The sequence below is a fragment of the Flavobacterium phycosphaerae genome, from assembly GCF_010119235.1.
Lineage (GTDB): Bacteria > Bacteroidota > Bacteroidia > Flavobacteriales > Flavobacteriaceae > Flavobacterium > Flavobacterium phycosphaerae.
Genome location: NZ_JAAATZ010000001.1, coordinates 3,013,049 through 3,038,108 on the forward strand (window position 1 = coordinate 3,013,049; position 25,060 = coordinate 3,038,108).

Genomic DNA, 25,060 nt, shown 5'->3' on the forward strand with positions numbered 1-25,060 from the left:
AAAATTATTGGTGGTTTATGACTTCTTGTACAAGTCCATCAACACTTTCTCAGGCGTATACGGTGCGTTTACTGCTAAATCAGCATCGGGATTGAAAGCTTTCACAGCATTGCGAATGGCAAAATAAGCTCCGATTCCATACATCAACGGTGGTTCACCCACAGCTTTTGATTTTTTAATGGCGAGTTCGTGACCTTCAGTTTCCAAATGTTGAATGTTAATCACCTTCGGAACCGAATAAATATCGGGAACTTTGTATGTCGACAGTGCATTGGAAACCAATCGTCCTTGGTCGTTATAAATGATTTCTTCCAAAGTCATCCAACCAATTCCTTGTACCAATCCGCCTTCAATCTGTCCGTTGTCAATCGTTGGATTCATACTTTTTCCGAAATCGTGTACAATATTCACGCTGTCAAAATCGTAGGTTCCTTTCAAACAATCGACTGTTACTTCATGAATAGCCGTGCCGTATACATGGTATGCAAACGGATGTCCTTTTTCTTTGGTTTTATCGTAATGGATGGTTGGCGTAGCATAATGCGCATTTTCACTCAAAGCTACACGTTGGGTAAATGCTCTGGTGATTAAGGCATTCCAGGTGATTTCAGTTTTTACCTCATTGGCATAAACCATCTCCTCTTTTAATTCAATTATTTGGTCGGTATATTCTTTTTGAGCTACAGCTTTCAATCGTTCCAACAAAGCGTTACACGCCATTTGTAAAGCTTTTCCATTCAGGTCAGCTCCGGCACTCGCAGCGGTTGGTGACGTATTGGCAACGCGTAATGTATTTGTTGATTCAATTCGGACTTTATTCGCATTGATTCCAAAGGTTTCTATCACGATTTGGAGCATTTTGGTATTCAACCCCTGCCCCATCTCAACACCTCCGGTACTTACTACTACGCTTCCGTCATGATAAATATGTACCAAAGCACGAGCGTGATTCATCATGGTATTGGTAAACGAAATTCCGAAGCAAATCGGTTGAATCGCTAAACCTTTTTTGAATCGTGTATTGTTAGCATTGAATTCTTCTACTCGTTTCTTTTGAGTTTCGTAATCGTAGCTTTTCATGCAGGTTTCCCAAGCATTTTGTGCTTCTACTTGTTGCAAAATTTGACCATACGATAACTCATCGCCCTCTTTAACCAAGTTCGCTTTCTGAATGACTGCAGGACTTATTCCTAATGATTCCGCTGCTTTTACAATGGCAGCTTCAATGACAAACTTCCCTTGTGGTCCGCCAAAACCTCTGAATGCTGTATTCGGTGGTAAATTGGTTTTACAACTGTACGCTTTCGCAATTACATTTGGAATAAAATACGCATTGGTAGAATGAAACAAAGTACGTTCCATAACTGCCGGTGATAAATCGGCTGCTGCTCCTGCATTTTGATAATGAGTTACTTCGTAAGCAATAATCTTTAAGTCTTTATTCAAACCAATTTTAAAATCGGCCGAATACGGATGGCGCTTTCCGGTCATACGCATATCGTCCATGCGGTGCATCGACATTTTTACCGGTTTGTGTAAATGTTGAGCCGCTAAAGCAACCATTACAGCCCAAGGGGTTGCTTGGTCTTCTTTCCCACCAAAACCACCACCTAAACGAACGGTATCGATTTCAATTTTATGCATTGGGATTCCCAGTACTTGAGCCACCATCCTTTGAACAGCGGTTGGACCTTGTGTAGAAGAAGAAATAATGATACTTCCGTCTTCTTTGGGACGGGCGTAAGCACCTTGAGTTTCTATGTATAAATGTTCCTGTCCGTTGACATCGCTTCTGCCTTCAAAAATGTATTCGCATTGTGACCAAGCGGTTGCTGTATCTCCCAACTTGAATTGTCTTGGAGGCATGATAAGTTTATCCTGCTTCTGCGCTTCTCTCGGATCGGTGATTACCGGTAATTCTTCGTAAACTACTTTAATTAGTTTGGCTGCCATGCGACAGTCGTGTTCCGATTTTCCAACAATCAAAGCAATAACTTGTCCTCGAAAATGTACTTCGCCATCGGCTAGTAAAGGTTCATCCGGAAAAATACCTCCGATTTGATTTTGACCGGGAATATCTTTTGCCGTTAAAATTTCGACTATGCCTTTGGCTTTTAGTGCCAATTCTAAATCAATGCTTTTAATTTTAGCATGAGCTACTGTTGCATCAAACGGCAAAGCATAAAGCGTTCCGTGAATCTCCTGAATATCATCTAAGTAAATGGACTTTCCTTTTACGTGATTATGAGCGTCTATATTAATCATACTAAATCGTTCATTTTAAAGGTTTCAGGAAATAGCGTAATGAAATGGGCAAAGAACAATTGGCGCGCCAAAAGTCTTTTATATGCTTCGGTACCACGAGCATCGCTGATAGGTGCTAACTCGGTTTGCAAAAGTTGTTCTGCTTCTTTTACTGTTGCTACAGTTATCTCTTTTCCAACTAAAAAAGTACTGGTTTTGGCTAAATATTTTGGAATCGGACCAACGCCTCCCATAGAAACATCAGCATCAGTAATTGCAGTCCCATTAGTAGAAACGGTGATAGCAGTATTCACACTGGCAATATCTAAATATTGTCGTTTGCATACTTTTTCGAAATGGAATTTACTGGAAGTAGGGACTTCAAATGCAATCTCGGAAATGATTTCGTCCGTTTTTTTATCTAAGGTTTTGTAACCCAAATAAAAGTCTTTCAGCATGACTTGTCGACTGACATTTTCTTTATTCGTCAATGTCAATTGGGCTTTCATGGCTAAAAGAATAATCGTAAAATCTCCAATGGGTGAACCATTAGCAATGTTTCCGGCTATGGTAGCAATGTTTCGAATTGGCGTTGACGACAGTAATTTTAGATAATTATACCAATTCGGAATCGCATTTAACAATGTTTCGTTTTCAATTAAATCGGTAACGGTTGCAGACGATTTCAGTAGACAACTATTTCCATTGAAAGTAATTCCGTTTAGTTCTTCTTTATCGAATAAATAATTCATATCCATGTCGTGTAATTCGTCATGTTTTTGAACGTATAAATCGGTTCCGCCACCAATCGGTACTTGACCATTCGAAGTATATTCGCTTTGAAATTCTTTTAATCTTTGTTCAATTGTTAAAAAATAATCGGGCACAAAATCATTGGCAACTAACCAAGACAAAGGCTGACTTTGGTCTTTTTGCAACAACACTTCGGTCACTTTTGCGGCAGCGCGTTCAATGGTTTTATAACCGGTACAACGGCAAATATTTCCGTCAATAGAACTGATAGCGCTTTCTACTGTAGGTTCAGAGCAAGTCAAAGCATACCCACTCATCGAATTCACAAAGCCCGGCGTACAAAATCCGCATTGCGTTCCTGAACAATCTACCATGGCTTGTTGTACTTGATTTAGTTTTTCGGGTAAGTTCAATCCTTCTACAGTAACGATGTGTTTACCGTGAACATTCGCTAACGGCGTTAAGCATGAAGTGGCACTGGCATACTCGGTTTTACCTTCTTTTAATGAGCCAATCAACACCGTACAAGCTCCGCAATCCCCTTCACGACAACCGATTTTAGTTCCGCGCAGGTTTTCGTCGTAACGAATAAAGTCGAGCAAGGTAGTGCTAGCCGATTTATCGGTTTGAATCAACCGATTATTTAATATAAATTGAATCATAGCGGATTACGAATTAATATTCGATTTTAGCAATACTTGTAGACCATAATTGGAAAGCTTCTAATGCTTCATCACGCATCATTTGCTCGGTTTGCAACTTTCTGTTAGTAAAAGGCAATTCTAATTCTTCGTAAATAAATTGGTCATCAAAATTGATGTCAGCAGCGTCTTTTTTGGTATTGGCAAAATACATTTTATCAGGTCTTGCCCAATAAATAGCTCCTAAACACATTGGACAAGGTTCACAACTGGTGTAGATTTCGCAACCGTCTAATTGGAACGTTCCTAATTCTTTGCAGGCATTTCTAATGGCTACTACCTCAGCGTGTGCTGTAGGGTCATTAGTTGAAGTTACTCCATTGGCTCCGCGGGCAATAATTTTACCGTCTTTCACGATTACTGCACCAAAAGGCCCGCCTTTTCCCGATTTTACATTCTCGATAGACAGGTTGATAGCCTCTTGCATAAATTCATTTTTTGCACACATAATATTTATTCTTAATCTGTTATTAATTTAAACTCTTCCTTTGAGCGAACTGAACACCCAGGCATTGGCCAAAAAACCAACTCCTACAGCTCCGAATCCCCAACCTGCAACATCAGCGTAACGATATACACCAAGCCCAATTAAAATAAAGCCCATGATAATCATGATGAAGGTAGCCCAACCCAAAACTGTATTCTTATTCATTCCCATAATTTGTGGTATTTAATTTTAAAGCAGAGGCAAATATCGGTAATTTTTTAAATAAAAAAGCACTCCTTACGGAATGCTTTCAAAATATATTGGATTAGATATTCTATTGATTCTAAACAAATTTATTATGGTTGTTTTGATTCAACAGCATTGTCTGAATTATTGAACAAAATAGAGAAATCCGAAATTTCTACAAAGCCATCTCCATTCAAATCAGTCGCAGCATTTCCTTCTACAGCCGCATCACTATCATTGAAAAGAGGTGAAAAATCAGCAATTTCAATAAAGCCATCTTGGTTTAAATCGCCGCTGTAAAAAGCATAAACTCCCGCTTCCATTAGTTTCATATTGCTACCGTATGCTTTGTTAGCAGCCGTTCTGAAATCATAAACTAAAGGTGTTGTCGAACTTACCGCTTGTGTTGTAGCACTCCAAGTCTCAATGGCATTTCTGTGTTTTACCACTAAATAGTAAGAACCATTGGGTACCGAAGTAAAATTACAAACAGCAGTCCCGTTTGTTTGCAGTACGGCAGTCGTTGAACCTACAAGAACATTGCCGGCACTTTTTAATTCTAATGTTATAGTATCTACATCTGTTGCGCTTGAACCTATACCTTGATTGGCTTTTACCGGACGCATAGCATGTGTTGCCAAATCATAAAAGCCTTCAATATTAAATTTAACCGTTACAACTGAAGCACAAGAGGTTATTGTAAGATTCAAAAATTCTGTATCGCCGCTTGCATTGATTCCTGTATAATTTCCAGTAGTGGTATAAGTTTGATTGTTAACAGACCAAGTGTAGGAACTACAAGCAGTTGCTGTTGTGGTAGGCGGCGTTAGTGTAGTTACATTTGCCGTATTACTTGAAGCCGAAATATTTCCGGAAGCATCTTTTGCTTTAACGGTGAAGGCATAAGCGGTAGCATAGGTCAATCCGGAAACAGCAAAAGTAGTCGCAGTTGTGGTAGAACCTATTAAAACGGCTCCTTTGTACACATCGTATCCGGTAACGGCGGCATTATCGGTAGCGGCTGTCCAAGATAAATTGGTGGTTCTTTGCGTTGTTCCCGAAGCTGTTAATCCTGTTGGTGCTGTTGGTGCTGTGGTATCGGCAACAATTACAACGGTATAATCTTCTACCTGCCCATAAGTATAAGTTTCACAAGCAGTTGGAATAGCATTGAATTTAAGAGAAACCCTCATTCTTGTAGCTCCTAACGTAGCCGTTGCCGGTATGGTAAAAGTTCCCGAAACAGGAGTTGTTGTTGACGGTGCTTTTGTCCAAACCGTTTCTCCGCTGTCTAAAAAGTCTCCGTCTTTATTGTAATCAATGAAAACGGCATATCCTTCACTATAGGCAGTTGATGTCCAAGTTGGTGTAATTGTAATGGTTGGTGTAGTATATCTGGTCAAGTTAGTTGAAATAGCCGTAAAATCAGTATAACCCGTACCTCCTGTTGATGTATTATCAATGGTTCCTAATTGTACTCTTCCAATCACTTCATCGGCCACATTATTTCCTTGTGAAGTACAATAGGTAAATAAAGTTGTTGTTACACTTAGTGCGTTACTGGCTGAGGAAATATTACCGGCATTGTCTTTTGCTTTCACGGTGAACACATAGGTGGTATTAGCGATTAATCCGCTTACGGCATAAGTAGTGGCAGTGGTTGTCGAGCCTAATAAAACACCATCTTTATACACATCATACCCGGTTACTGCTACATTATCGGTAGCCGTTGTCCAAGACAGATTGGTCGTCGTTGACGTGGTTCCCGAGGCACTTAAAACAGGGGCTGTCGGGGCTGTCGTATCAGACAATGTAGTAACATTCACTGTATTACTTGCTGCTGAAAAATTCCCGGCGGCATCTTTGGCTTTTACCGTAAAAGCATAGCTTGTGGCCGGAGTCAATCCGGTTACTGCAAAAGTGGTGGCTGTAGTCGTAGTACCAATCAAAACACCTCCTTGATATACTTCATATCCCGTTACCCCAACATTGTCTGTTGAAGTTGTCCAAGAGAGGTTTGTTGAATTCACCGTGGTTCCAGAAGCGGTTAAAGTAGGCGCTGATGGCGGAGTCGTATCGGATGAAGCAGCTGTAATGGTAAAATTAGTATTAGAAACATCGAAAAAGATGTGGTTGGTTCCTTTAATCATGATTCGGTTAGTGGTTCCTACGGTAGCAGGCATAGTCACTGATTCTGAACCGTCGTTGGGTGTCGCAGCTAATAAAGTGGACCATGTAGTACCTCCATTAGTTGAAATTAAAATATCTACATTGGCACAATTGACACTGTTTGTTGTAGTACCGGCCACATTCCATGTCACCGTTTGGGCACTTCCTGCCGGATAGGAAACCGCCGTATTAGGTATGGTTACCGCAAAAGGACCGGCCGTTGCATTAACGGTTACTACCATATCATCGCTATTATTAGCAGGTCCTCCGGCATGATTGTCACGAACGGTAAACCTGAAATTTAAAGTACGAGCTACAGATGATAAGGCTTCGACCGTAATTTCGGTTCCTGCTGTTGTAGTGGCACCGGTTAATACCGATGACATTTTTGGAAAATACCTTGTTGGCGAAGTGGTAGGGGTATATGACCTGAAATTAACTCCGGTAGTTTTTGTGGCACTTGGTGCTGCTGCCGTGGTTTGTGAATCCATTTGTTCCCAAATATAAGTAAGTGCATCACCGTTGGTATCAGTTCCCGAACCGGTTAACATAAACGGAGTACTTTTAGGAATGGTATAATCTAATCCTGCGCTGGCTGTTGGAATAGCATTTCCGGTAGCGGTGTTGGTTTGACAGGTAGTTGTTTTTATATAATTAGTAACCTGTTGAATACTGATTGCATGAAAATAAGCATCAGAGTGAGGTTGCACATCAAGGGTGGTAATACCAGCATAGCCCATAATCGTTGAACCTGAACCAGGCTCCATTTGAGTACCGGTTCCTTCATTACCACCGTGTGTCCATGTATGATTGGCTCCAAATTGATGTCCCATTTCGTGAGCTACATAATCAATATCAAAATTATCGCCTGATGGAATTCCATCTCCGGGAGAGGTAAATCCACTTCCTTTGTTTTCATCTGTTGTGCTGGCAGTATCATCTACACAAACACAACCTATACAACCGGCATTTCCTCCACCACCACTAGCCCCAAACAAGTGACCAATATCATAAGCGGCATTTCCTATTGTTGTGGTCAGATTGTTTTGCAATTCTGTATTCCAAGCGCCTCCCGATCCTGTAGCAGCGGCTGAATAAGGGTCGGTTGAAGCGTTGGTGTAAATTAGGACATCATTGTTGGCAATCAAATTCATGTGAACCCCAAAATCAATTTCAAATACGCCGTTAACACGTGTCATGGTGTTATTCATTGCTGCTAAAGCCAAAGCTTTTGTACCTCCGAAATAAACAGTGTATTCTCCGGTTACCGAAAGCGCTAAACGATAGGTTCTCATCAAAGCATCATCAGCATTAGGTCTGGCAGCTAAATCAGCACTTTGCAGTCCGTTTTGCACTGTATTAATGACCTTACATTCAAATGGACTTAACAATGAAAGGGCTTTATCTGTTTTTCGGTAAACAACATAAGTGCTTAAATCGGTGGTAAAAGGTTCTATAAAAACGGCCGAACGATCGGCATAAATAATCATACTTTGTAATCCGAGTGGCGATAGACTAAAGTAAACTCTGGCTGTCGGATTTTCAATTCCTTGTCCGACATAGGATTTGATATCGGGATATTTTGCGGCTAGAGCGGCATCCATATTTGAAGTTTCCTGGATATAGAAATTTTCTAATTGACCTTCACTATTAGGAAAGGAAACCGTAATATTTGATTTTTCTTTAGAGGCAAATCGTTTTGGAGCATTGACTAATCGTTGTTTTAGTCCGTTGATGTCTAATTCAAATAACTGTTTGCGCGTTAATGATTTTTTATTTTCAGCAATCGTAGACGTTATGCCTTTAGTATTAGCTTTCCATAAATTGCTGTCTTTTTGCGCAAGGGTAACAGTAGAAATTAATAAAATAATGGCGAGTAGTGAGTATTTCATAATTATTTGGTAATGATGATATTAAAACAATTTGCAAATATATTGGATTTAATTAAATAGCATCAGCAAATTGCAGTAACTCACAATAAAAAGTATTGTTTTATAAGGCAATTCCGTTAATAGTAGTAAATGGGGTAAATCAGGAACAGTTTACTAAAGAGAATCCCTACTTGCCGGTTTAATTAAAAATGCTAACCAGCATTTCTTTCAGCAAATCACCTTGTGGTAAAGCATTAACCCCTACTCCTTTGCTTTTTACATCAATATCGCGCAAAGTTCCAACTATAGCACTAACTTTTCGCATAGGATAATTGCGCAGGGCTACATCGTAATCTTTTAGAAAATAAGGATTGACTTTCAGTACTTTGGCAACATTGCCCGGAGATTTATCTTTTAAACCGTGGTATTGCAATAGAGAAGAAAAGAAACTGAATACCAAACCAGTAGTCATGACCAGTGGATTATCTTTTTGGTTTTGGGCAAAATAAGCGGCAATCTGATAGGCTTTCAATTGGTTTTTTTCGCCTATGGCTTTTCGGAATTCGAAGACATTAAAATCTTTGCTGAAGCCTATATTTTCTTCTATATGATGCGGTGTAATGGTACTGCCTTTGGGCAAAATGATTTCGAGTTTATTTAACTCATTGGCAATCCGACTTAAATCATTCCCCAAAAATTCAACCAACATCATCATGGCTTTGGGTTCAATGTCATAGCCTTTGCCTTTTAAAACGCGTTTAATCCATTCACCCACCTGGTTTTCGTACATCTTTTTACTTTCATACACTAAGCCATGTTTGTCAAGGGTCTTGGTAACTTTTTTGCGTTTATCCAGTGTTTTATATTTGTAAGCCATAACCAAAACAGTGGTCGGCTGTGGGTTTTCGGCATAAGATTCCAACTTATCAATGGTTTTGGCCAACTCCTGTGCTTCTTTTACAATTACCACCTGACGGTCAGCCATCATTGGATAACGTTTGGCATTAGCTACAATTTCATCCACCGTAGTGTCACGACCATACAGCACCATTTGATTGAACCCTTTTTCATCTTCTGTCAAAATATTATTTTCCAGGTACTCGGTGATTCTGTCAATATAATAGGGCTCCTCACCCATCAAAAAATAGATAGGTTTGATATTTCCGGCTTTGATGTCGTTGATGATTTTGACTACTTCGTCCATTTTCTAGTGTTCAGTTGCAATTGCAATCGGCAGAATATTAATTTTTAAATTTTCGAATTTTCAAATTAACTTTGCTTTATGCAAAAACTCAATTTTCCTTCTTATACGTTTCGCCTCAAAAATAGTGAAAATAAAGTGTCTATTTTTGATGAAATCAGGAAAAAATTTATGGTGCTCACTCCTGAAGAATGGGTGCGACAACATACCGTACAGTTTCTTTTACAAGAGAAACGCTATCCAAAATCTTATATCAATGTAGAAAAACTGGTTAAAGTAAACGATATAAACAAGCGCTATGATGCCGTAGTTTTTGAACCAGACGGAGCCATTTTTTTATTAGTAGAATGCAAAGCCCCGGAAGTTAAAATCACTCAAGACACTTTTGACCAAATTGCACGTTACAACCTGAAATTAAAGGCGAAATTCCTAATGGTAACCAACGGACTAAATCATTACTTTTGCCAAATGGATTTTGAGAAAGAGCACTATGTTTTTCTGAAAGAACTGCCGGATTTTAAAAGATAGACCAACAGAAATTAAATGACAGACAAAAAAATAGCAGTAGTCATACTCAATTGGAACGGCGCCAAATTGCTCGAGCAGTTTTTGCCTTCCGTAGTAGCGTATTCTGAGGAAGCCACGGTTTATGTAGCCGATAATGCTTCTACAGATGCTTCTGTAGCTGTCATTAAATCCCAATTTCCAACGGTGAAGATTATTCAGAATGAAGGTAATTATGGTTTTGCCAATGGCTATAATGTAGCACTTGAGCAAGTCGAAGAAGAATACTATGCCCTGGTCAACTCCGATATTGAAGTTACAGAAGGCTGGCTCAAACCAATTCTATCTATTTTTGATACAGCACAGAATATCGGAATTATACAACCGAAGATATTAGATTATAAAAACAAGGAGTATTTTGAATATGCAGGCGCTGCCGGTGGCTTTATTGATAAATACGGATATCCGTTTTGTCGCGGTCGTATTTTTGACACTATCGAAAAAGACAACGGGCAGTACAATGACGAAATCGAAATCTTTTGGGCCAGTGGGGCCTGTTTCTTTATTCGCAAGGAGATTTACCGAAAACTAAATGGTTTTGATGCCGACTTCTTTGCGCATCAGGAAGAAATTGATTTATGCTGGCGAGCTTTTAATTTAGGTTATAAAGCTAAATATACTCCTAAGTCGGTGGTGTATCACGTGGGTGGCGCAACTTTAAACGAAAGCAATCCTAAGAAAACATTTCTGAATTTCAGAAACTCGCTTTTGATGCTGACCAAAAACTTACCCGAAGGCCAATTATTCCCTATTATATTCCTCAGACTTTGCTTGGATGGTATTGCGGGCATTCAATTTATTTTGAAAGGAAAATTGACGCATTGTTGGGCCATATTGAAAGCCCATTTTTATTTTTATCATCTGATTAACAAAATGTTAAAGAAAAGAGGTCCTAGTCAAGCCGCGAATTACTACAAAACCAAAAGCATTGTTTTTACTTACTTTGTCAAGAGTGGCACCGTTTTTGACAAGCTATTTTAACAAGAGTTTATCATTCTAATATACTCTTACACTTTAAAATAATCCGTACTTTTGTTAAAATTTTAATCACACTTCCTTATGAAAAAAGTAATTTTTGCACTTTCGCTTGTAGCCCTGACCCTTACCTCTTGTGGCTCTAAGAAAAAAATTGCGGCTCTTGAAGCACAAAACAAAGAATGTCAAGATTTATTGAATTCAACTACTGTTAAATTGAACCTGTGTCTTTCTGAAAAAGACGCACTTTCAAAACAAAATGACTATTTAAAACAAAACAACTCCGACTTAATTAACAGTTCAAAAGAAATGACCATGTTAAGTACCAAAGGAGCACAAAACTTAGAAAAATCATTAGAAAGTTTAAAAGAGAAAGACCTTAAAATAACTCGTCTTCAGGATGCTTTAACTAAAAAAGACAGTGTTACGTTGGCTTTAGTAACTAGTTTAAAAAGCTCTGTTGGGATTTCAGACCCGGACATCGAAATTAATGTAGAAAAAGGAGTGGTTTTCATTTCTATTGCTGATAAATTACTTTTCAAAAGTGGCAGTTATACCGTAAGCGACAGAGCGAAAGAAGTTTTGGCTAAAGTAGCTAAAGTGATTAACAGCCGACCAACTTTTGAATGCATGGTAGAAGGCCATACGGATAATGTACCGTTTACCGGAAACGCTGTATTACTTGACAACTGGGACTTGAGTGTAAAACGTTCCACCGCTATTGTTAGAGTATTAACCAAAGACTTAGGCGTAAAACCATCACAATTGATTGCTGCAGGTCGTAGCGAGTTCATTCCATTAGTGGATAACAATACCGCTGATAATCGTGCTAAGAACAGAAGAACCCGAATCGTTGTATTACCAAAAATTGACGAGTTCTATGACATGATTGAAAAAGAAATGAAGAATCAGAAGAAATAATTCACTGAATAGTTTATAAAGAAAAACGTCCCGAGAAATCAGGACGTTTTTTTATTTTCAGTTATTACACTACAGCATACTAAAAGATATCCGGATCACCTTTACCTTCACGAAGTACCACCGGTTCATAGCCTGATAAATCGATTATCGTAGACCCTACATTGTCGCCATAACCACCATCAATGACCAAATCTACTCGGTTTTGCCATTTCTCAAAAATCAATTCAGGGTCAGTTGAATATTCCAACACCTCATCGTCATCATGTATTGAAGTAGAAACGATAGGGTTGCCCAGCATTTTCACAATTTCCAAAGCGATATTATTGTCAGGTACCCGAATACCCACCGTTTTCTTTTTTCTGAATTCTTTCGGCAAATCGTTATTACCGGGCAGGATGAAAGTGTAGGGTCCCGGCAAAGCTCTTTTTAAAATCTTAAACGTCGAAGTGTCAATTTGTTTCACATAATCGGAAATATTGCTCAAATCGCTACATACGAACGAAAAATTGGCTTTCTCCAATTTGACATCCTTAATTTTAGCTATGCGTTCTAAAGCCTTTGTATTGGTAATATCACAACCTAAACCATAAACAGTATCCGTCGGATAAATAACCAAACCGCCATTACGCAACACATCCACCACTTTTTTGATAGCGGCTTCGCTCGGTTTGTCTTCGTATATTTTTATGAATTCAGCCATAATTGGATTGTTAGACTATTAGATTATTAGATTTTCAGACAGTTTATAAATTGGAGTTAGCCTATTACATCCAGTTTGGCAAATCGCAACAGTAACTTCTTAATCCCTCCTACTTCAAATTTGATTTCTGCTTTTTTATCCGCACCAATGCCTTCTAAATTAAGGACTTCTCCTTTACCAAAGCGTTCGTGCATTACGATATTGCCTATAGTTAATTTACTGTCAAACAAATTAGTATTGCTCGGGGCATTACCGGATACCGGTTTCAATTTACGAATATTTGCCGAAGAAACAGGCTCTTCTCCGTATCTTTTTGGTGGCGTCCCGGCTGTTGGTTTAACCAATCGCATTTTGGATTTATCCATGTCGCCAAAAATATCCAAATCAATGGTTGGCTTATAGCGATAGCCACCGGCATCGGAAGGATTAATATATTCTAAATACTCATCTTTGATTTCTTCAATAAAACGAGACGGTTCAGCATCGGTCAATTTACCCCAACGGTAACGCGATTGGGCATAGGTCAAATAAGCTTGATGTTCGGCACGAGTTAAGGCCACATAAAACAAACGACGTTCTTCCTCTAATTCGCTTCTCGTATTCAAACTCATCGCACTGGGGAACAAATCTTCTTCCATACCAACCACAAAAACATACGGAAATTCTAATCCTTTGGCCAAGTGAATCGTCATCAAGGCTACTCTATCATCATCGCCGGTATCTTTGTCTAAGTCGGTTGCCAAGGCTACATCTTCTAAAAATTCAGATAAAGCACCACGAGCACCGTCAATTTCTCTTTGGCCTTCAATGAAGTCTTTGATACCTCCCATCAGGGTTTCAATATTTTCTATACGGGCAATGCCTTCGGGCGTAGCGTCTTTTTTGAGCTCTTGTACTAATCCTGTTTTCTTAGTTACGTGGTCGGTTAAAACAAAAGCATCTTGCTGTTCGTTAATGACTTGAAAACTCTTAATCATCGTAACAAAATCCTGCAACTTGTTCTTGGTTCCCGAATTTAGTTTTAAATCAATTTTATCAATATGCTCCATCACTTCAAAAATGGAACGCTTGTAATGATTGGCTGCTACTGTCAATTTTTCAACAGTGGAATCCCCAATCCCTCGAGCCGGATAATTGATCACTCGAATTAACGCTTCTTCATCTTTCGGGTTAATCACTAAACGTAAATAACACAACACGTCTTTGATTTCCTTTCTTTGGTAGAAAGACAAACCACCGTATATGCGGTACGGAATGTCACGCTTGCGCAAGGCATCTTCCATCGCTCTGGATTGGGCATTGGTTCGATACAAAATGGCAAACTGTCCGTTCATCATTTGGTTACGCATCTTTTGCTCAAAGATTTCACCGGCTACAAAGCGACCTTCTTCCCCATCAGTAATGCTGCGGTGGACTTTTATTTTCGGACCAAAATCGTTGGCCGTCCAAACTACTTTATCGAGTTTGGTTTTATTTTTATCAATAATGGAATTGGCCGCTTCTACTATGTTTTTGGTAGAACGGTAATTTTGTTCTAATCGATAGGTTTTTACATTGTCATAATCCTTTTGGAAATTGAGAATGTTATTGATGTTGGCGCCACGGAAAGCATAGATACTTTGGGCATCATCACCCACCACACATATATTTTGAAATCGGTCAGACAATGCTCTAACGATTAAGTATTGTGAATGATTGGTATCTTGGTACTCATCCACCATAATGTAGCGGAATCGGTCTTGGTACTTCGCCAATACATCAGGAAAACGGTTTAGCAATTCATTCGTTTTTAATAACAAATCATCAAAATCCATAGCCCCGCTCTTGAAACAACGCTCCACATAATGCTGGTAAATTTCACCCATTCTGGGCTTTTTACTCATGGCATCGGCTTCCTGCAATTCCGGATTATTGAAATAGGCTTTAACAGTAATCAAAGAGTTTTTATACGAAGAAATACGACTATAAACCTGCTTGGGTTTGTAAATATCTTTGTCTAATTGCAGTTCCTTGATAATGGCCGAAATCAAACGCACACTATCCTGCGTATCGTAAATGGTAAAATTAGAAGGATAGCCCAATTTCTCCGCTTCTATTCGCAGTATCTTAGCAAAAACCGAGTGAAAAGTACCCATCCAAAGGTTTTTGGCTTCATTGCTCCCCACAATATCCGAGATACGCTTTTTCATTTCACGCGCCGCTTTGTTGGTAAAAGTCAGTGCCAAAATATTAAACGCATCCACACCCTGACTCATCAAATTAGCAATCCTAACCGTCAATACACGAGTCTTCCCCGAGCCGGCACCGGCAATGATAATCATAGGCCCGTCTTTTTGCAAAACAGGTTCTTGTTGGGCTTCGTTGAGTTGGGAAATGTATTTTTGCATTTTTTTGGTGCTAAAGTGCTAAGGTTCTTTGGAACTAAATTTTTATATAGAACCGGACAAATTTAATGTTCCTTCGGTTGAATTGCAATACAATTAACGCTAATTATCAACATTTCACCTTCCTATTTTTCCTGAGGCATAAAACTTTAAATCAAGGGATTAAAACCTTGTTTCAAAACAACTGTTTGGGTTTTACTTTGTTTTTCTTCGGTACTTGTTCGGTAAAAGACCCATTTTACCGAAGCGCTACCGAACAAGTACCGAACCAATACCGAACAAAACCCCTAAAAAACTGCTCAAAGTGGACATTTCAGGACAAAAGCGGACATTTGCGGACAATTGCGGACTTCTGTTCTAAACTAAAAATTTATTCTTTTATATTTGTCAACAAAATTTAGCTTTTAGAATATGAATTCAGATAAACTCCTTGAATTGGCTTTTTACACCTTACCGGCTTTGATTACGGGCGGTGTGGCGTATTATTTCTTCCAAATGTTTGTACAAAACGAAGAAAAGAAACGGCATTTTTTGTTGATGCGCGAAAATCAGAAACATTCCTTGCCTTTGCGTTTGCAGGCTTATGAGCGCTTGGCGTTGTATTTAGAACGCATCAATCCGGCAAAACTGTTGATTAGAGTAGCCCCAAACAACAATGACAAAATGGAATATCAAAATTTATTGATACATCATATCGAACATGAATACGAACACAATTTGGCCCAGCAAATATATGTAACCGACGAGTGTTGGACGATGCTATTGAAAGCCAAAAATATGATTATTCAAAATATTAGAACTACAGCTCTGGACACTTCAGTAGCGGATGCCGATAAATTGAGAGAAAAAATACTGAGCAACTTACTTCAGGATGAAGCCGCCACCAATGTAGCGCTGACATTCCTGAAAAGTGAAGTCAGTCAAGTTTTAGGATAATAAAAAAGCCTTCTCGTTGGAGAAGGCTTTTTTATGTTTTAAAATTTGCGTTAATTATTACGAATAACGTGTGCTACGCCGGTTATAGTATGAGTTATAGGAGTAGGACCAGTAGCAATTTGTTCTGAAAAAGTTCCACTAAAAGTCAAATCAATATAATCTCCTACCGCACCAAATTGGCTTAAAGTAAATACTATTGTATTTCCGGTTGGGGAACTGCTGTAGCTAATATTACCTCCTTCAATAAAAAAATCATTAGTAGTGTATACACCCGGTATATTAGTATTCCCTGATATGTATATTGGTGGCGTAGTAGTATTTGAGGCTAATGAACCCATAATTAGAAGACCCGTATTATTTGGACCTAAACCACCCGTATTACTACTGTAATAATAAACCGTCGGCTCGTTATCAATTTGATAAGAAATAAACTCGGTTACCGCACTACAAGCGGTTAAATTGCCAATATTGGTAACCGGTGAAGTAAAGGTGTAATTGATATCTCCTGTGGTTTGTGTATTCTCATAATCAAAGCCTTGCAACGTAAATGTATTGTTATTATTGGCACATACCAAAGTCGAAAAACTAAAAGTACCGTTAGTTACCGCTGCCAGCATACTTTTATTAGCATAGTACATCATCACATAGCCAGTAGTCACATTCGTATTGTCGCATTTTACTAAATTTCCTTGTACCAATGTATCTTGTGCCATCGCATTCGTGATTACTACATTAGGTAAGATAGTATTCGCTACAAACGGCCCTATGGAAGTGGTAGAGATGACATTACCACAAATATCATAAATATTCAGCGTCATGGTTTGATTGGCAGGCACCAACCCGGCAACCTGTCCGTTCGTAGAGGTCGGTTGAACATATGAAGTAAAGTTAGTGGCATTGACTACCAATCCTACTCCTGCATTGGCAATCGGTTGCCCGGCTGCATCCACTACGGTAACGGTTAACGTAACTGTTGAAGAAAAAGTATCACAATTCCACCACGAAAAATGACTCACGGTACCCACATATTTATTGCCCACTTTGGTCGCTTCTCCATCTTCTTTCCAATAGCCCAATGTTTCATCAAAATGCCATAACGGAATAGTCGTTGGCGCTGTGGCCAATTGACTGGCATCAATATCCATAGTAATTTCGGCGGTATGTCCTTCGGCCAAGTTTAACTTTTGACCCGAGGTACCCCGCAATTCTACATTCAGCATACCAAACGTTTGCATAACCGCTTGTTTATTCTCTAAAGTTTGTCCGCAAAGCATACCCGGCATCAATTGGCTGATATTAGCATTAGAAGGCGTTAAGTGAAACATAGCCACAGTAACATCTCCGGTATAGGCATTTCCTGTTTCATCCTGAAAGGCGCCGTCAAAGGCCACTTTGGTTCCGTTAGGCAAAGCTACTTCGCTCGCTGTATCAGAGGGGATGGTTTGCACTGGGGTGTTAGGCAGCAACATAATCTTCACATTGTTCTTTCCGGTAGTTGGAACCAAGGAACGAGAACCGTCAATATAGCCTGTTTTTTTAGCGGTGATGTAAGCAAAACGTTCACGCACTTCAGCATTTTTGATGATAAAAACACCATTAACATCGGTTTGTACAGTAGCATCTCCAATAGTAATATCAGCATTTTGAATAGGTTGGTTGTTGGTGTCAACTACTTGTCCGATAAAATCGCGGTCGACTTTTCCGCCAAAACCTTGAACAAAGATATCATCGTTGGTATTCCCAAGTCCGGAAGTACCATCATTAGGATTACAGCCCGAGAACGTTAGCACTAAAAAAAGAGCGGTTACAAAAAGAACTATTTTTTTCATATAGAGTTAGTATGTTTTAGGTAAAGATAAAAAAAACCTTCTCAATGAGAAGGTCTATTTTTACAATTTATTAGAGATTATAGTTTTCCGTTTTTAATTTCCTCGACAATTTCGGGATTAAGCAGTGTACTGATATCGCCAAAATTAGACAAGTCCCTTCGGCAATTTTTCTTAATATACGGCGCATAATTTTACCGGAACGCGTTTTGGGCAAGCCTGAAACAAATTGGATTTTATCTAATTTAGCAATCGGTCCCACTTGATCTGAAATTAATTGGTTAATCTCTTTGGCTAAGTTTTCCTGATTACGGCTTTCTCCGCTCTCTTTCAGAATGACAAAACCATACAGCGCATTACCTTTAATATCATGAGGGAAACCTACAATAGCACTTTCTGCTACCGCCGGGTGTTCGTTGATAGAATCTTCAATTGGAGCTGTTCCTAAGTTATGTCCGGAAACAATGATTACATCATCTACTCTACCGGTAATTCTGTAGTATCCCACTTCATCTCTTAACGCACCGTCACCGGTAAAATATTTACCCGGAAAAGCCGAGAAGTAGGTTTCTTTAAAACGTTGGTGATCCCCCAAATGGTTCTGGCCATTGACGGCCATGGGAATTTAATACACAAACTGCCGGTTACTTGGTTACCTTCTATTTCGTTACGCAATTCATCCATCAAGACCGGTTGAATTCCGGGTAAAGGTAAGGAAGCATAAGTTGGTTTAGTGGGTGTTACAAACGGTATCGGGGAAATCATAATCCCTCCGGTTTCGGTCTGCCACCACGTATCTACCAATGGGCAACGCTTACCTCCAACATGGTCATTGTACCAGTGCCAAGCCTCTTCATTAATAGGTTCCCCTACTGAACCGATAACTTTTAAAGTACTTAAAGGAAATCGCTGCACATAGTCTAAATTCTCTTTAGCCAAAGCACGGATAGCGGTTGGTGCTGTGTAGAACTGTGTTACTTTATGCTTTTCGATGACTTCCCAAAAACGGCTGAAATCAGGATAAGACGGTACTCCTTCAAAGATAACGGTCGTAGCTCCGTTTAATAAAGGGCCGTATAAAATATAGGAATGTCCGGTAATCCAACCAATATCGGCGGTGCACCAAAAAATATCATTCTCTTCGTAATTGAAAACATTTTTAAAAGTATAGGCTGTGTACACCATGTATCCTGCGGTGGTATGCAACATCCCTTTTGGTTTCCCGGTTGACCCTGAGGTATATAAAATAAATAAAGGATCCTCAGCATCCATAATTTCGGCTACATTGTTCGGAATGGCTTCATCCAGTAAAGGCTGTAACCAAAGGTCGCGCCCTTCTTTCATAGTAACCGCAGTGTTGGTTCTATTCACCACTAATACTTTCTCTACACACGGGCATTTTTCTAACGCTTCATCCACAATTCCTTTTAAGTCAATGGCTTTATTGCCACGATAACTTCCGTCAGACGTGATGACCATTTTACATTCGCTGTCATTAATACGAGCCGCCACTGCTGATGCTGAGAAACCGGCAAATACTACGGAATGTATGGCTCCGATTCGGGCACAAGCCAAAACGGTAATGGATAACTCAGGAATCATGGGTAAATAAATACAAACTCGGTCTCCTTTTTTAATACCCTGATCGCGAAGTACATTGGCCAGTTTAGAAACTCGGGCATACAACTCATTATAGGTAATATGCTGTGCGGCTTCGTCCGGATTATTGGGTTCGAATATGATAGCGGTTTTTTCGCCCCGACGAGCCAAATGCCTGTCGATACAGTTTTTAGTGATGTTTACTTTAGCATCTAAAAACCACTTGAACTTGGCCTCCTGAAAATCAAATTCAAAAACCTTTTCCCATTTTTGGTACCAAGTAAAGTTTTCATCGGCTATTCTATCCCAGAACTTTCGGGGTTCACGGATAGATTTTTTATACATTTTAAAATAATGCTCTAAATTCAGTATTTTGTAGTAACTCATTGTTAATCTTATTTTATAATCAATTTCTAAGTGTAAATATAACTATTATGCTGCTGCTTGATTCAAATATCTTGCTAAGTTAGTATAGCTATTTTTTAAAACTTCCGATTTTATCTTTTTCAAAATCAGCTCTTATTTCATCAATGATAGCTTCGTCATCTATAGTAGACGGGATTTGAAAGTTTTCACCATCAGCTATACTTCTCAAAAGCTTTCTCAAGATTTTTCCGGAACGGGTTTTGGGTAACCGTTGCACAATCACCACATCACGTAATGCGGCAACAGCTCCTATTTGCTCGCGCACCAATTGCACGACTTCATGTTGCAACTGAAAATGCTCAATAGCTTCTCCCGACTTGGTTACCACCATGGCTAACGGCACTTGCCCTTTCAACTCATCATTAATACCAATGACAGCACATTCAGCTACCGAATGATGCGAAGCCACTATCTCTTCCATCTCAGCGGTAGACAGGCGGTGCCCAGCTACATTGATTACATCATCAACCCTTCCGGTAATGAAAATATACCCTTCTTCATCCTTATATCCGCCATCTCCGGAGAAATAGAATCCCGGAAACTTATTGAGATACCCGGCCTGAAAACGCTCAGTATCCCCCAGATGTTTAGTAAAGTCCCGGGAGGCAACGGCAATTGAATTACTACATAGCCTTCTTCATTGGCTGACAACTCCTGACCATTTTCACCCAGTATTTTAATATTATAACCCGAAACCGCTTTACCCGAAGAACCCGGTTTGATAGACAAATACTCCACACCCATCATATTGCATATCATAGGCCAACCTGATTCGGTTTGCCACCAATGGTCGATAGCCGGAATCGGAATATGTTCTCTGTACCATTCTAAGGTGGCCACATCGCAACGTTCACCGGCTAGGAATTGTGTTCGCAGACTTGATAAATCGTATTGCTTGATAAAGTCTCCGTTAGGATCTTCTTTTTTAATAGCGCGTATGGCTGTGGGTGCTGTAAACATGACGCTTACTTTGTGTTCGGCAATCACTCGCCAAAACGTACTCGCATCCGGAGTTCTGATAGGCTTGCCTTCAAACAGCACAGTAGTATTTCGGTTGATTAGCGGCCCGTAGACAATAAAACTATGTCCCACTACCCAGCCCACATCAGAAGCGGCCCAAAAGACCTCATCTTGTTGGACACCGTAAATGTATTGCATTGAAAACTTCAGGGCTGTGGCATAACCACCGGTATCTCTGACGATTCCTTTGGGTTTTCCGGTGGTACCCGAAGTATATAAAACATACAGCGGATGTGTGCTGTCAACCGGAACACAAGGCGTTTCCTCAGAACCATACACTAAAGCATCATAATCGACATCGTATTTCTTAAACGGGATTCTCGCGCCCAGTTTGCGGTTCAATACCACCACTTTTTTAGGTTTGTATTCGGCCAATGCAATGGCTTCATCCACTAAGGGCTTGTAGGCAATCAAGCGGTCTATTTCAATTCCGGAAGAAGCCGTTAGGATTACTCTGGGTTTACAGTCATCAATTCTAATAGCCAATTCATGCGGGGCAAAACCCCCAAATACTACGGAATGCGTCACTCCAATTCGGGCACAAGCCAACATAGCAAAGGCCGCTTGCGGAATCATAGGCATATAAATCACAGCGGTTTCGCCGGTTTTTAACCCCAGCGATAATAACCCTCCCGCCAATCTGGCTACTTCCGATTTTACTTCGTTGTAGGTATATTTCTTTACGGTTTGCGTCACCGGTGAATCGTAAATAATGGCAATTTGATCACCGTGACCGTCTTGTATGTGCTTGTCTAAGGCTAAATAACACATGTTCAACCGTCCGTCTTTGAACCAAAGCGGATAATTGTTTCCGTCTTTGGATAAAATAACCGACGGTTTTTGATACCATTCAATGGCATCGGCTTGCTGAGTCCAGAAGGCTTCCGGATTATCAATACTTTCTTTATAAAATGTTGCGTAATTCATGTTGTGGTGTGCTGTTGTTTTTTAATGATTAAAGCAAATCGTTCACTTGCTCTACGATTTTCTTAACTGAGAAAGGTTTGGTTAAATAAGCATCCGCTCCGAGAGCCAATCCTTTTTCAATATCGCTTTCTTTGTTTTTGGCCGATAGGAAAATAACTTTGGTATGTTTAAGATTGGCGTCTTTTTTTACTTGTTCCAAAGTGGCGTAACCATCCACCATAGGCATCATGACATCCAAAATGATAACATCGGGGAAAGTGGATTTTAAAATATCCAACGCTTCCTGACCGTCACGGGCAATAAAGACTTCAAAATTATTTTTCTTAAAAGTGTACTCTAAGGACATTACGATGTTGGGCTCGTCATCTACAATTAATATCTTTTTCATAACTACTGATTTAGTCTGGTTTCTTAGGTAAAGTAAAGGCTATACAAGCACCTTTTACAGCTGGTTGCACCCATATCTTCCCTTTGTGGTGTTCTACAATTTGTTTACAAATGGCCAATCCCAAGCCGCTGCCGACCGGTTTCTTGATGTTCTGATTCATCGATTGGTAAAACTTATCAAAGATAATCTCATAATCGTTCGGATTGATTCCTTTGCCGTTATCGTGCACGCTGGTTTGAATAAAATGGTCTTTCTCTACCACTTGTATGGTAATCAACCCCTCTGTCTCGGGACAAAACTTAATGGCATTAGATATCAAATTGGTCAACACTTGTATAATACGGTCTTCGTCATAGTAGGCATTTACTTTGTCTTTAGATTCGATATGAATCGCTATTTTTTTGTTCCTAATCAACTGCTGTAACGGTTCGACGGCGCTTTCAATGGTTTTGACTAAATTGTTTTTAGTGGGATGCAACGTTTGCTTACCGGTTTCAAATTTCTCTAAATCCAAAATCTTATCAATCAAACGATTCAATCGGTCTGACTCCGAAATAATGTTCTGCAGAAATTGCTTTTTCAGCTCCTCCGGAATGTCATCATCGTCATGCAGTATCTCACTAGCGGCACGAATAGCGGTGATAGGCGTACGCAACTCGTGGGTCACCGTATCTAGGAATTCGTCTTTTTGTTGGTCTTTCAGCACCAAGGATTTATTGGCATTCTGCAGCTTAGCGGTAATTTCTTTGAGCTCATTTGAAGTTTCGGTCAACTTCTTGTTGATGATAATATTCTCTTTAGATTCTTCTAAGATTTTAAGCACTTCGGGCAAGGTGATTTTTTCTTCTTTGACTACGCTTGAAATCAATATCCTGGCCGAAGCGGTACCAATATGCCCCGTCAACAAATTCTCAGAAAACTTCACCAAACGGGCATCGGCCAACTCTTGGTCCTTATCCACATTGTATTTTAAGTTGAAGATATTCATAGCGCGCTTGGTGCGTTCTTCGCCTAAGAACCGAATCAAAACCTTTTCAATATCGCTGGTATACGCGGTACCTTTCCATACAAAAGCATTCTCATGGTTGGTGATGTATTTGTTGATATCGATAAACATTTCGGCATAATTGCGTTCGCGATAATTGCCTTTAAAACTGACCGAAATCGAGAAATAGGCTATGGTATTGAACAACAAACTCCAAAACAACGCATGCTGCACCGGTTGTAAATAATCTAATCCGAAGAGCTGAAACGGTTTCAACAATTTATAGCCCATCAAACCTTCTGAAATAAAGGTACTGTGGTCATTGGTAATCCCAATGGAATAAGGAACCAGCAGGGTGTAGAAACAAATAGCAAAGCCAATTAAGATGCCATACACGGCCCCCAATCTTGAGCCTCTTCGCCAAAACAACGCCCCGAAGAAAGCGGGAGCCAATTGGGCAATAATCACAAAAGCTATTAACCCTATAGAAACCAAACTGTAATCTAACCCAAAGAAACGGTACAACAAATACGCGACAATAATTAAACTGAAAATCCCAATCTTCCGACTGTTGACAATGGTTTTACTGCTGATGGTTTGCTCTTTGCTTTTCAGCTTTCCCAGTAAGTTATACGGAATCAAAACATTGTTGGTTATCATCGTTGATAAGCCTATAGAGGATACCACTATCATGGAGATGGCTGCCGAGAAACCGCCCAAGAACACTATCACCGTCATGGTTTTGTTGTTAAAGAACTGTGGAATCAATAAAGAATATAAATCCGAGTTTACCGGATGGTTTTGAAAAATAATATTACCGCCCCACGCTATCGGATAGACAAAGATGTTAAAGATTAAAAGGTACAGCGGAAACAACCAAATGGCTTTGTTGACATGGTTCTCTCGGTTGTTTTCTATCACGGCCACTTGGAACTGTCTCGGCAATAAGAAGATGGCAAACATCGAAAGGACACAAAGAAAAAACCAGTTAATCACTTGGGGCAGTCCGCCGATAGTGCTCTTTTCTTTGAAGTGTTCCAAAGTGGAAGCCTTTTGATAAATATCGTCAAAACCGTCAAAAACAAAGTACGTTACATAAATGCCGATGATGACAAAAAAGACCAACTTTAATACGCTTTCCATAGCCACAGCGGTAACAATCCCTTTTCGTTTCTCCGAAGCATCAACATAACGCGTACCGTAATAGGAAGCAAACAAAGCCAAGGCAATAGCCACATAGGTCGTGGTATCATCAAAGATATACTTACTCATATCGGTTTTGGTCACCACGTGAAAGGTTTCGGCTATGGCTTTTAACTGCAAAGCGATGTAAGGCAAAATAGCAAACAGCGCTACCACAGTTACAATAGCCCCTAAGAACCTACTGTTGCCGTACCGAAGCGAAATAAAATCGGCTATACTCGAAATTTTATTAACCCTTGAAATGCGGATAATCTTCTTCAAAATCACTATCCACGAGGGGATGATGATAATAGGCCCCAGATAAATCGTGATGTAACTCAGTCCGCTTTGTGCCGCCAAACCAATACTGCCGTAATACGTCCATGCCGTACAATATACAGCCAAAGAAAGCGTGTAGACATAAGGGTTGACCGTCCACTTGCTGTTGCCTTTCTTCTCCGCCCAATGAGCAATAAAGAAAAGCGCGCCCAAATAAAGGGTCAGGATTAGCAAAAGACCAACACTACTCATGGTATCGTTTTATAATTAAGAAAGAAACCAAGATGGAGAATGCCCAAACCGAAAAGATATAGATGTAAATAACAGGCAACCCAA

At 39.7% G+C, this 25,060-nt stretch carries 15 protein-coding genes and 2 pseudogenes; 4 read left to right on the forward strand and 13 right to left on the reverse strand.

Going from position 1 to position 25,060, the window contains the following annotated elements; all coding sequences use genetic code 11:
- Positions 1-15: 15 nt before the first annotated feature.
- The 6 genes from GUU89_RS13480 to holA all read right to left on the reverse strand — a co-directional run bounded on the left by GUU89_RS13480 (position 16) and on the right by holA (position 9,615).
- The gene (locus tag GUU89_RS13480; RefSeq protein ID WP_162128399.1) at positions 16-2,265 is read right to left on the reverse strand and encodes a xanthine dehydrogenase molybdopterin binding subunit; all 2,250 of its coding nucleotides are present in this window, start codon (positions 2,263-2,265) and stop codon (positions 16-18) included.
- A complete protein-coding gene (locus GUU89_RS13485) occupies positions 2,262-3,659 on the reverse strand; it encodes an FAD binding domain-containing protein (protein ID WP_162128400.1) in 1,398 nt (465 codons plus the stop codon). The genes GUU89_RS13480 and GUU89_RS13485 overlap by 4 nt, the downstream gene beginning before the upstream one ends.
- Positions 3,660-3,672: 13 nt before the next feature.
- Complete coding sequence (locus tag GUU89_RS13490; protein WP_162128401.1) at positions 3,673-4,125, reverse strand: nucleoside deaminase; 453 nt, start codon at positions 4,123-4,125, stop codon at positions 3,673-3,675.
- A 48-nt stretch (positions 4,126-4,173) separates the two neighbouring features.
- Entirely contained in the window at positions 4,174-4,356 is a 183-nt protein-coding gene (locus tag GUU89_RS13495) for a CAL67264 family membrane protein (RefSeq protein ID WP_162128402.1), read from the reverse strand.
- Between the two features lie 125 nt (positions 4,357-4,481).
- Positions 4,482-8,432: a reprolysin-like metallopeptidase gene (locus GUU89_RS13500; RefSeq protein WP_162128403.1), complete on the reverse strand. Its 3,951-nt coding sequence runs from the start codon at positions 8,430-8,432 to the stop codon at positions 4,482-4,484.
- Between the two features lie 178 nt (positions 8,433-8,610).
- Entirely contained in the window at positions 8,611-9,615 is a 1,005-nt protein-coding gene (holA, locus tag GUU89_RS13505; protein ID WP_162128404.1) for a DNA polymerase III subunit delta, read from the reverse strand.
- 78 nt (positions 9,616-9,693) lie between these two features.
- On the opposite strand from holA, the gene GUU89_RS13510 reads away from it, so the two are divergent.
- From GUU89_RS13510 to GUU89_RS13520, 3 genes are all read left to right on the forward strand, one after another.
- Complete coding sequence (locus GUU89_RS13510) at positions 9,694-10,140, forward strand: type I restriction enzyme HsdR N-terminal domain-containing protein (RefSeq protein ID WP_162128405.1); 447 nt, start codon at positions 9,694-9,696, stop codon at positions 10,138-10,140.
- Positions 10,141-10,155: 15 nt separating this feature from the next.
- Positions 10,156-11,157 (forward strand): glycosyltransferase family 2 protein, encoded by a 1,002-nt coding sequence (locus tag GUU89_RS13515; RefSeq protein ID WP_162128406.1) that lies wholly within the window; start codon positions 10,156-10,158, stop codon positions 11,155-11,157.
- A 78-nt stretch (positions 11,158-11,235) separates the two neighbouring features.
- A complete protein-coding gene (locus GUU89_RS13520; RefSeq protein WP_162128407.1) occupies positions 11,236-12,072 on the forward strand; it encodes an OmpA/MotB family protein in 837 nt (278 codons plus the stop codon).
- Positions 12,073-12,151: 79 nt separating this feature from the next.
- Here the strand turns inward: GUU89_RS13520 and GUU89_RS13525 are convergent, their stop codons facing one another.
- Together GUU89_RS13525 and GUU89_RS13530 are read right to left on the reverse strand one after the other, a co-directional pair.
- The gene (locus tag GUU89_RS13525; RefSeq protein WP_162128408.1) at positions 12,152-12,772 is read right to left on the reverse strand and encodes an L-threonylcarbamoyladenylate synthase; all 621 of its coding nucleotides are present in this window, start codon (positions 12,770-12,772) and stop codon (positions 12,152-12,154) included.
- A gap of 56 nt (positions 12,773-12,828) precedes the next feature.
- On the reverse strand, positions 12,829-15,159 hold the full coding sequence (locus GUU89_RS13530; protein ID WP_162128409.1) for an ATP-dependent helicase: 2,331 nt from the start codon (positions 15,157-15,159) through the stop codon (positions 12,829-12,831).
- A 408-nt stretch (positions 15,160-15,567) separates the two neighbouring features.
- On the opposite strand from GUU89_RS13530, the gene GUU89_RS13535 reads away from it, so the two are divergent.
- Positions 15,568-16,092, forward strand: a complete 525-nt coding sequence (locus tag GUU89_RS13535; protein ID WP_162128410.1) for a DUF7935 family protein — start codon at positions 15,568-15,570, stop codon at positions 16,090-16,092.
- 50 nt (positions 16,093-16,142) lie between these two features.
- Here the strand turns inward: GUU89_RS13535 and GUU89_RS13540 are convergent, their stop codons facing one another.
- The 5 genes and pseudogenes from GUU89_RS13540 to GUU89_RS13560 form a co-directional block, all read right to left on the reverse strand.
- The gene (locus GUU89_RS13540) at positions 16,143-17,921 is read right to left on the reverse strand and encodes a hypothetical protein (protein ID WP_162128411.1); all 1,779 of its coding nucleotides are present in this window, start codon (positions 17,919-17,921) and stop codon (positions 16,143-16,145) included.
- A gap of 77 nt (positions 17,922-17,998) precedes the next feature.
- Positions 17,999-19,904 (reverse strand): annotated as a pseudogene (acs, locus tag GUU89_RS13545) (acetate--CoA ligase).
- A gap of 88 nt (positions 19,905-19,992) precedes the next feature.
- A pseudogene (locus tag GUU89_RS13550) lies at positions 19,993-21,890 on the reverse strand (acetate--CoA ligase).
- A gap of 28 nt (positions 21,891-21,918) precedes the next feature.
- A complete protein-coding gene (locus GUU89_RS13555; protein ID WP_162128412.1) occupies positions 21,919-22,278 on the reverse strand; it encodes a response regulator transcription factor in 360 nt (119 codons plus the stop codon).
- Positions 22,279-22,288: 10 nt separating this feature from the next.
- Positions 22,289-24,976 (reverse strand): ATP-binding protein, encoded by a 2,688-nt coding sequence (locus tag GUU89_RS13560; protein ID WP_162128413.1) that lies wholly within the window; start codon positions 24,974-24,976, stop codon positions 22,289-22,291.
- Between the last annotated feature and the right edge of the window lie 84 nt (positions 24,977-25,060).

What these genes read in the sequence shown, in the direction of transcription:
- GUU89_RS13530 (WP_162128409.1), bottom strand. Translation starts at nt 15,159, where the DNA reads ATGCAAAAATACATTTCCCAACTCAACGAAGCCCAACAAGAACCTGTT.
- GUU89_RS13515 (WP_162128406.1), top strand. Translation starts at nt 10,156, where the DNA reads ATGACAGACAAAAAAATAGCAGTAGTCATACTCAATTGGAACGGCGCC.
- GUU89_RS13540 (WP_162128411.1), bottom strand. Translation starts at nt 17,921, where the DNA reads ATGAAAAAAATAGTTCTTTTTGTAACCGCTCTTTTTTTAGTGCTAACG.
- GUU89_RS13485 (WP_162128400.1), bottom strand. Translation starts at nt 3,659, where the DNA reads ATGATTCAATTTATATTAAATAATCGGTTGATTCAAACCGATAAATCG.
- GUU89_RS13535 (WP_162128410.1), top strand. Translation starts at nt 15,568, where the DNA reads ATGAATTCAGATAAACTCCTTGAATTGGCTTTTTACACCTTACCGGCT.
- GUU89_RS13555 (WP_162128412.1), bottom strand. Translation starts at nt 22,278, where the DNA reads ATGAAAAAGATATTAATTGTAGATGACGAGCCCAACATCGTAATGTCC.
- GUU89_RS13525 (WP_162128408.1), bottom strand. Translation starts at nt 12,772, where the DNA reads ATGGCTGAATTCATAAAAATATACGAAGACAAACCGAGCGAAGCCGCT.
- GUU89_RS13510 (WP_162128405.1), top strand. Translation starts at nt 9,694, where the DNA reads ATGCAAAAACTCAATTTTCCTTCTTATACGTTTCGCCTCAAAAATAGT.
- GUU89_RS13520 (WP_162128407.1), top strand. Translation starts at nt 11,236, where the DNA reads ATGAAAAAAGTAATTTTTGCACTTTCGCTTGTAGCCCTGACCCTTACC.
- GUU89_RS13500 (WP_162128403.1), bottom strand. Translation starts at nt 8,432, where the DNA reads ATGAAATACTCACTACTCGCCATTATTTTATTAATTTCTACTGTTACC.
- GUU89_RS13495 (WP_162128402.1), bottom strand. Translation starts at nt 4,356, where the DNA reads ATGGGAATGAATAAGAATACAGTTTTGGGTTGGGCTACCTTCATCATG.
- holA (WP_162128404.1), bottom strand. Translation starts at nt 9,615, where the DNA reads ATGGACGAAGTAGTCAAAATCATCAACGACATCAAAGCCGGAAATATC.
- GUU89_RS13490 (WP_162128401.1), bottom strand. Translation starts at nt 4,125, where the DNA reads ATGCAAGAGGCTATCAACCTGTCTATCGAGAATGTAAAATCGGGAAAA.
- GUU89_RS13560 (WP_162128413.1), bottom strand. Translation starts at nt 24,976, where the DNA reads ATGAGTAGTGTTGGTCTTTTGCTAATCCTGACCCTTTATTTGGGCGCG.
- GUU89_RS13480 (WP_162128399.1), bottom strand. Translation starts at nt 2,265, where the DNA reads ATGATTAATATAGACGCTCATAATCACGTAAAAGGAAAGTCCATTTAC.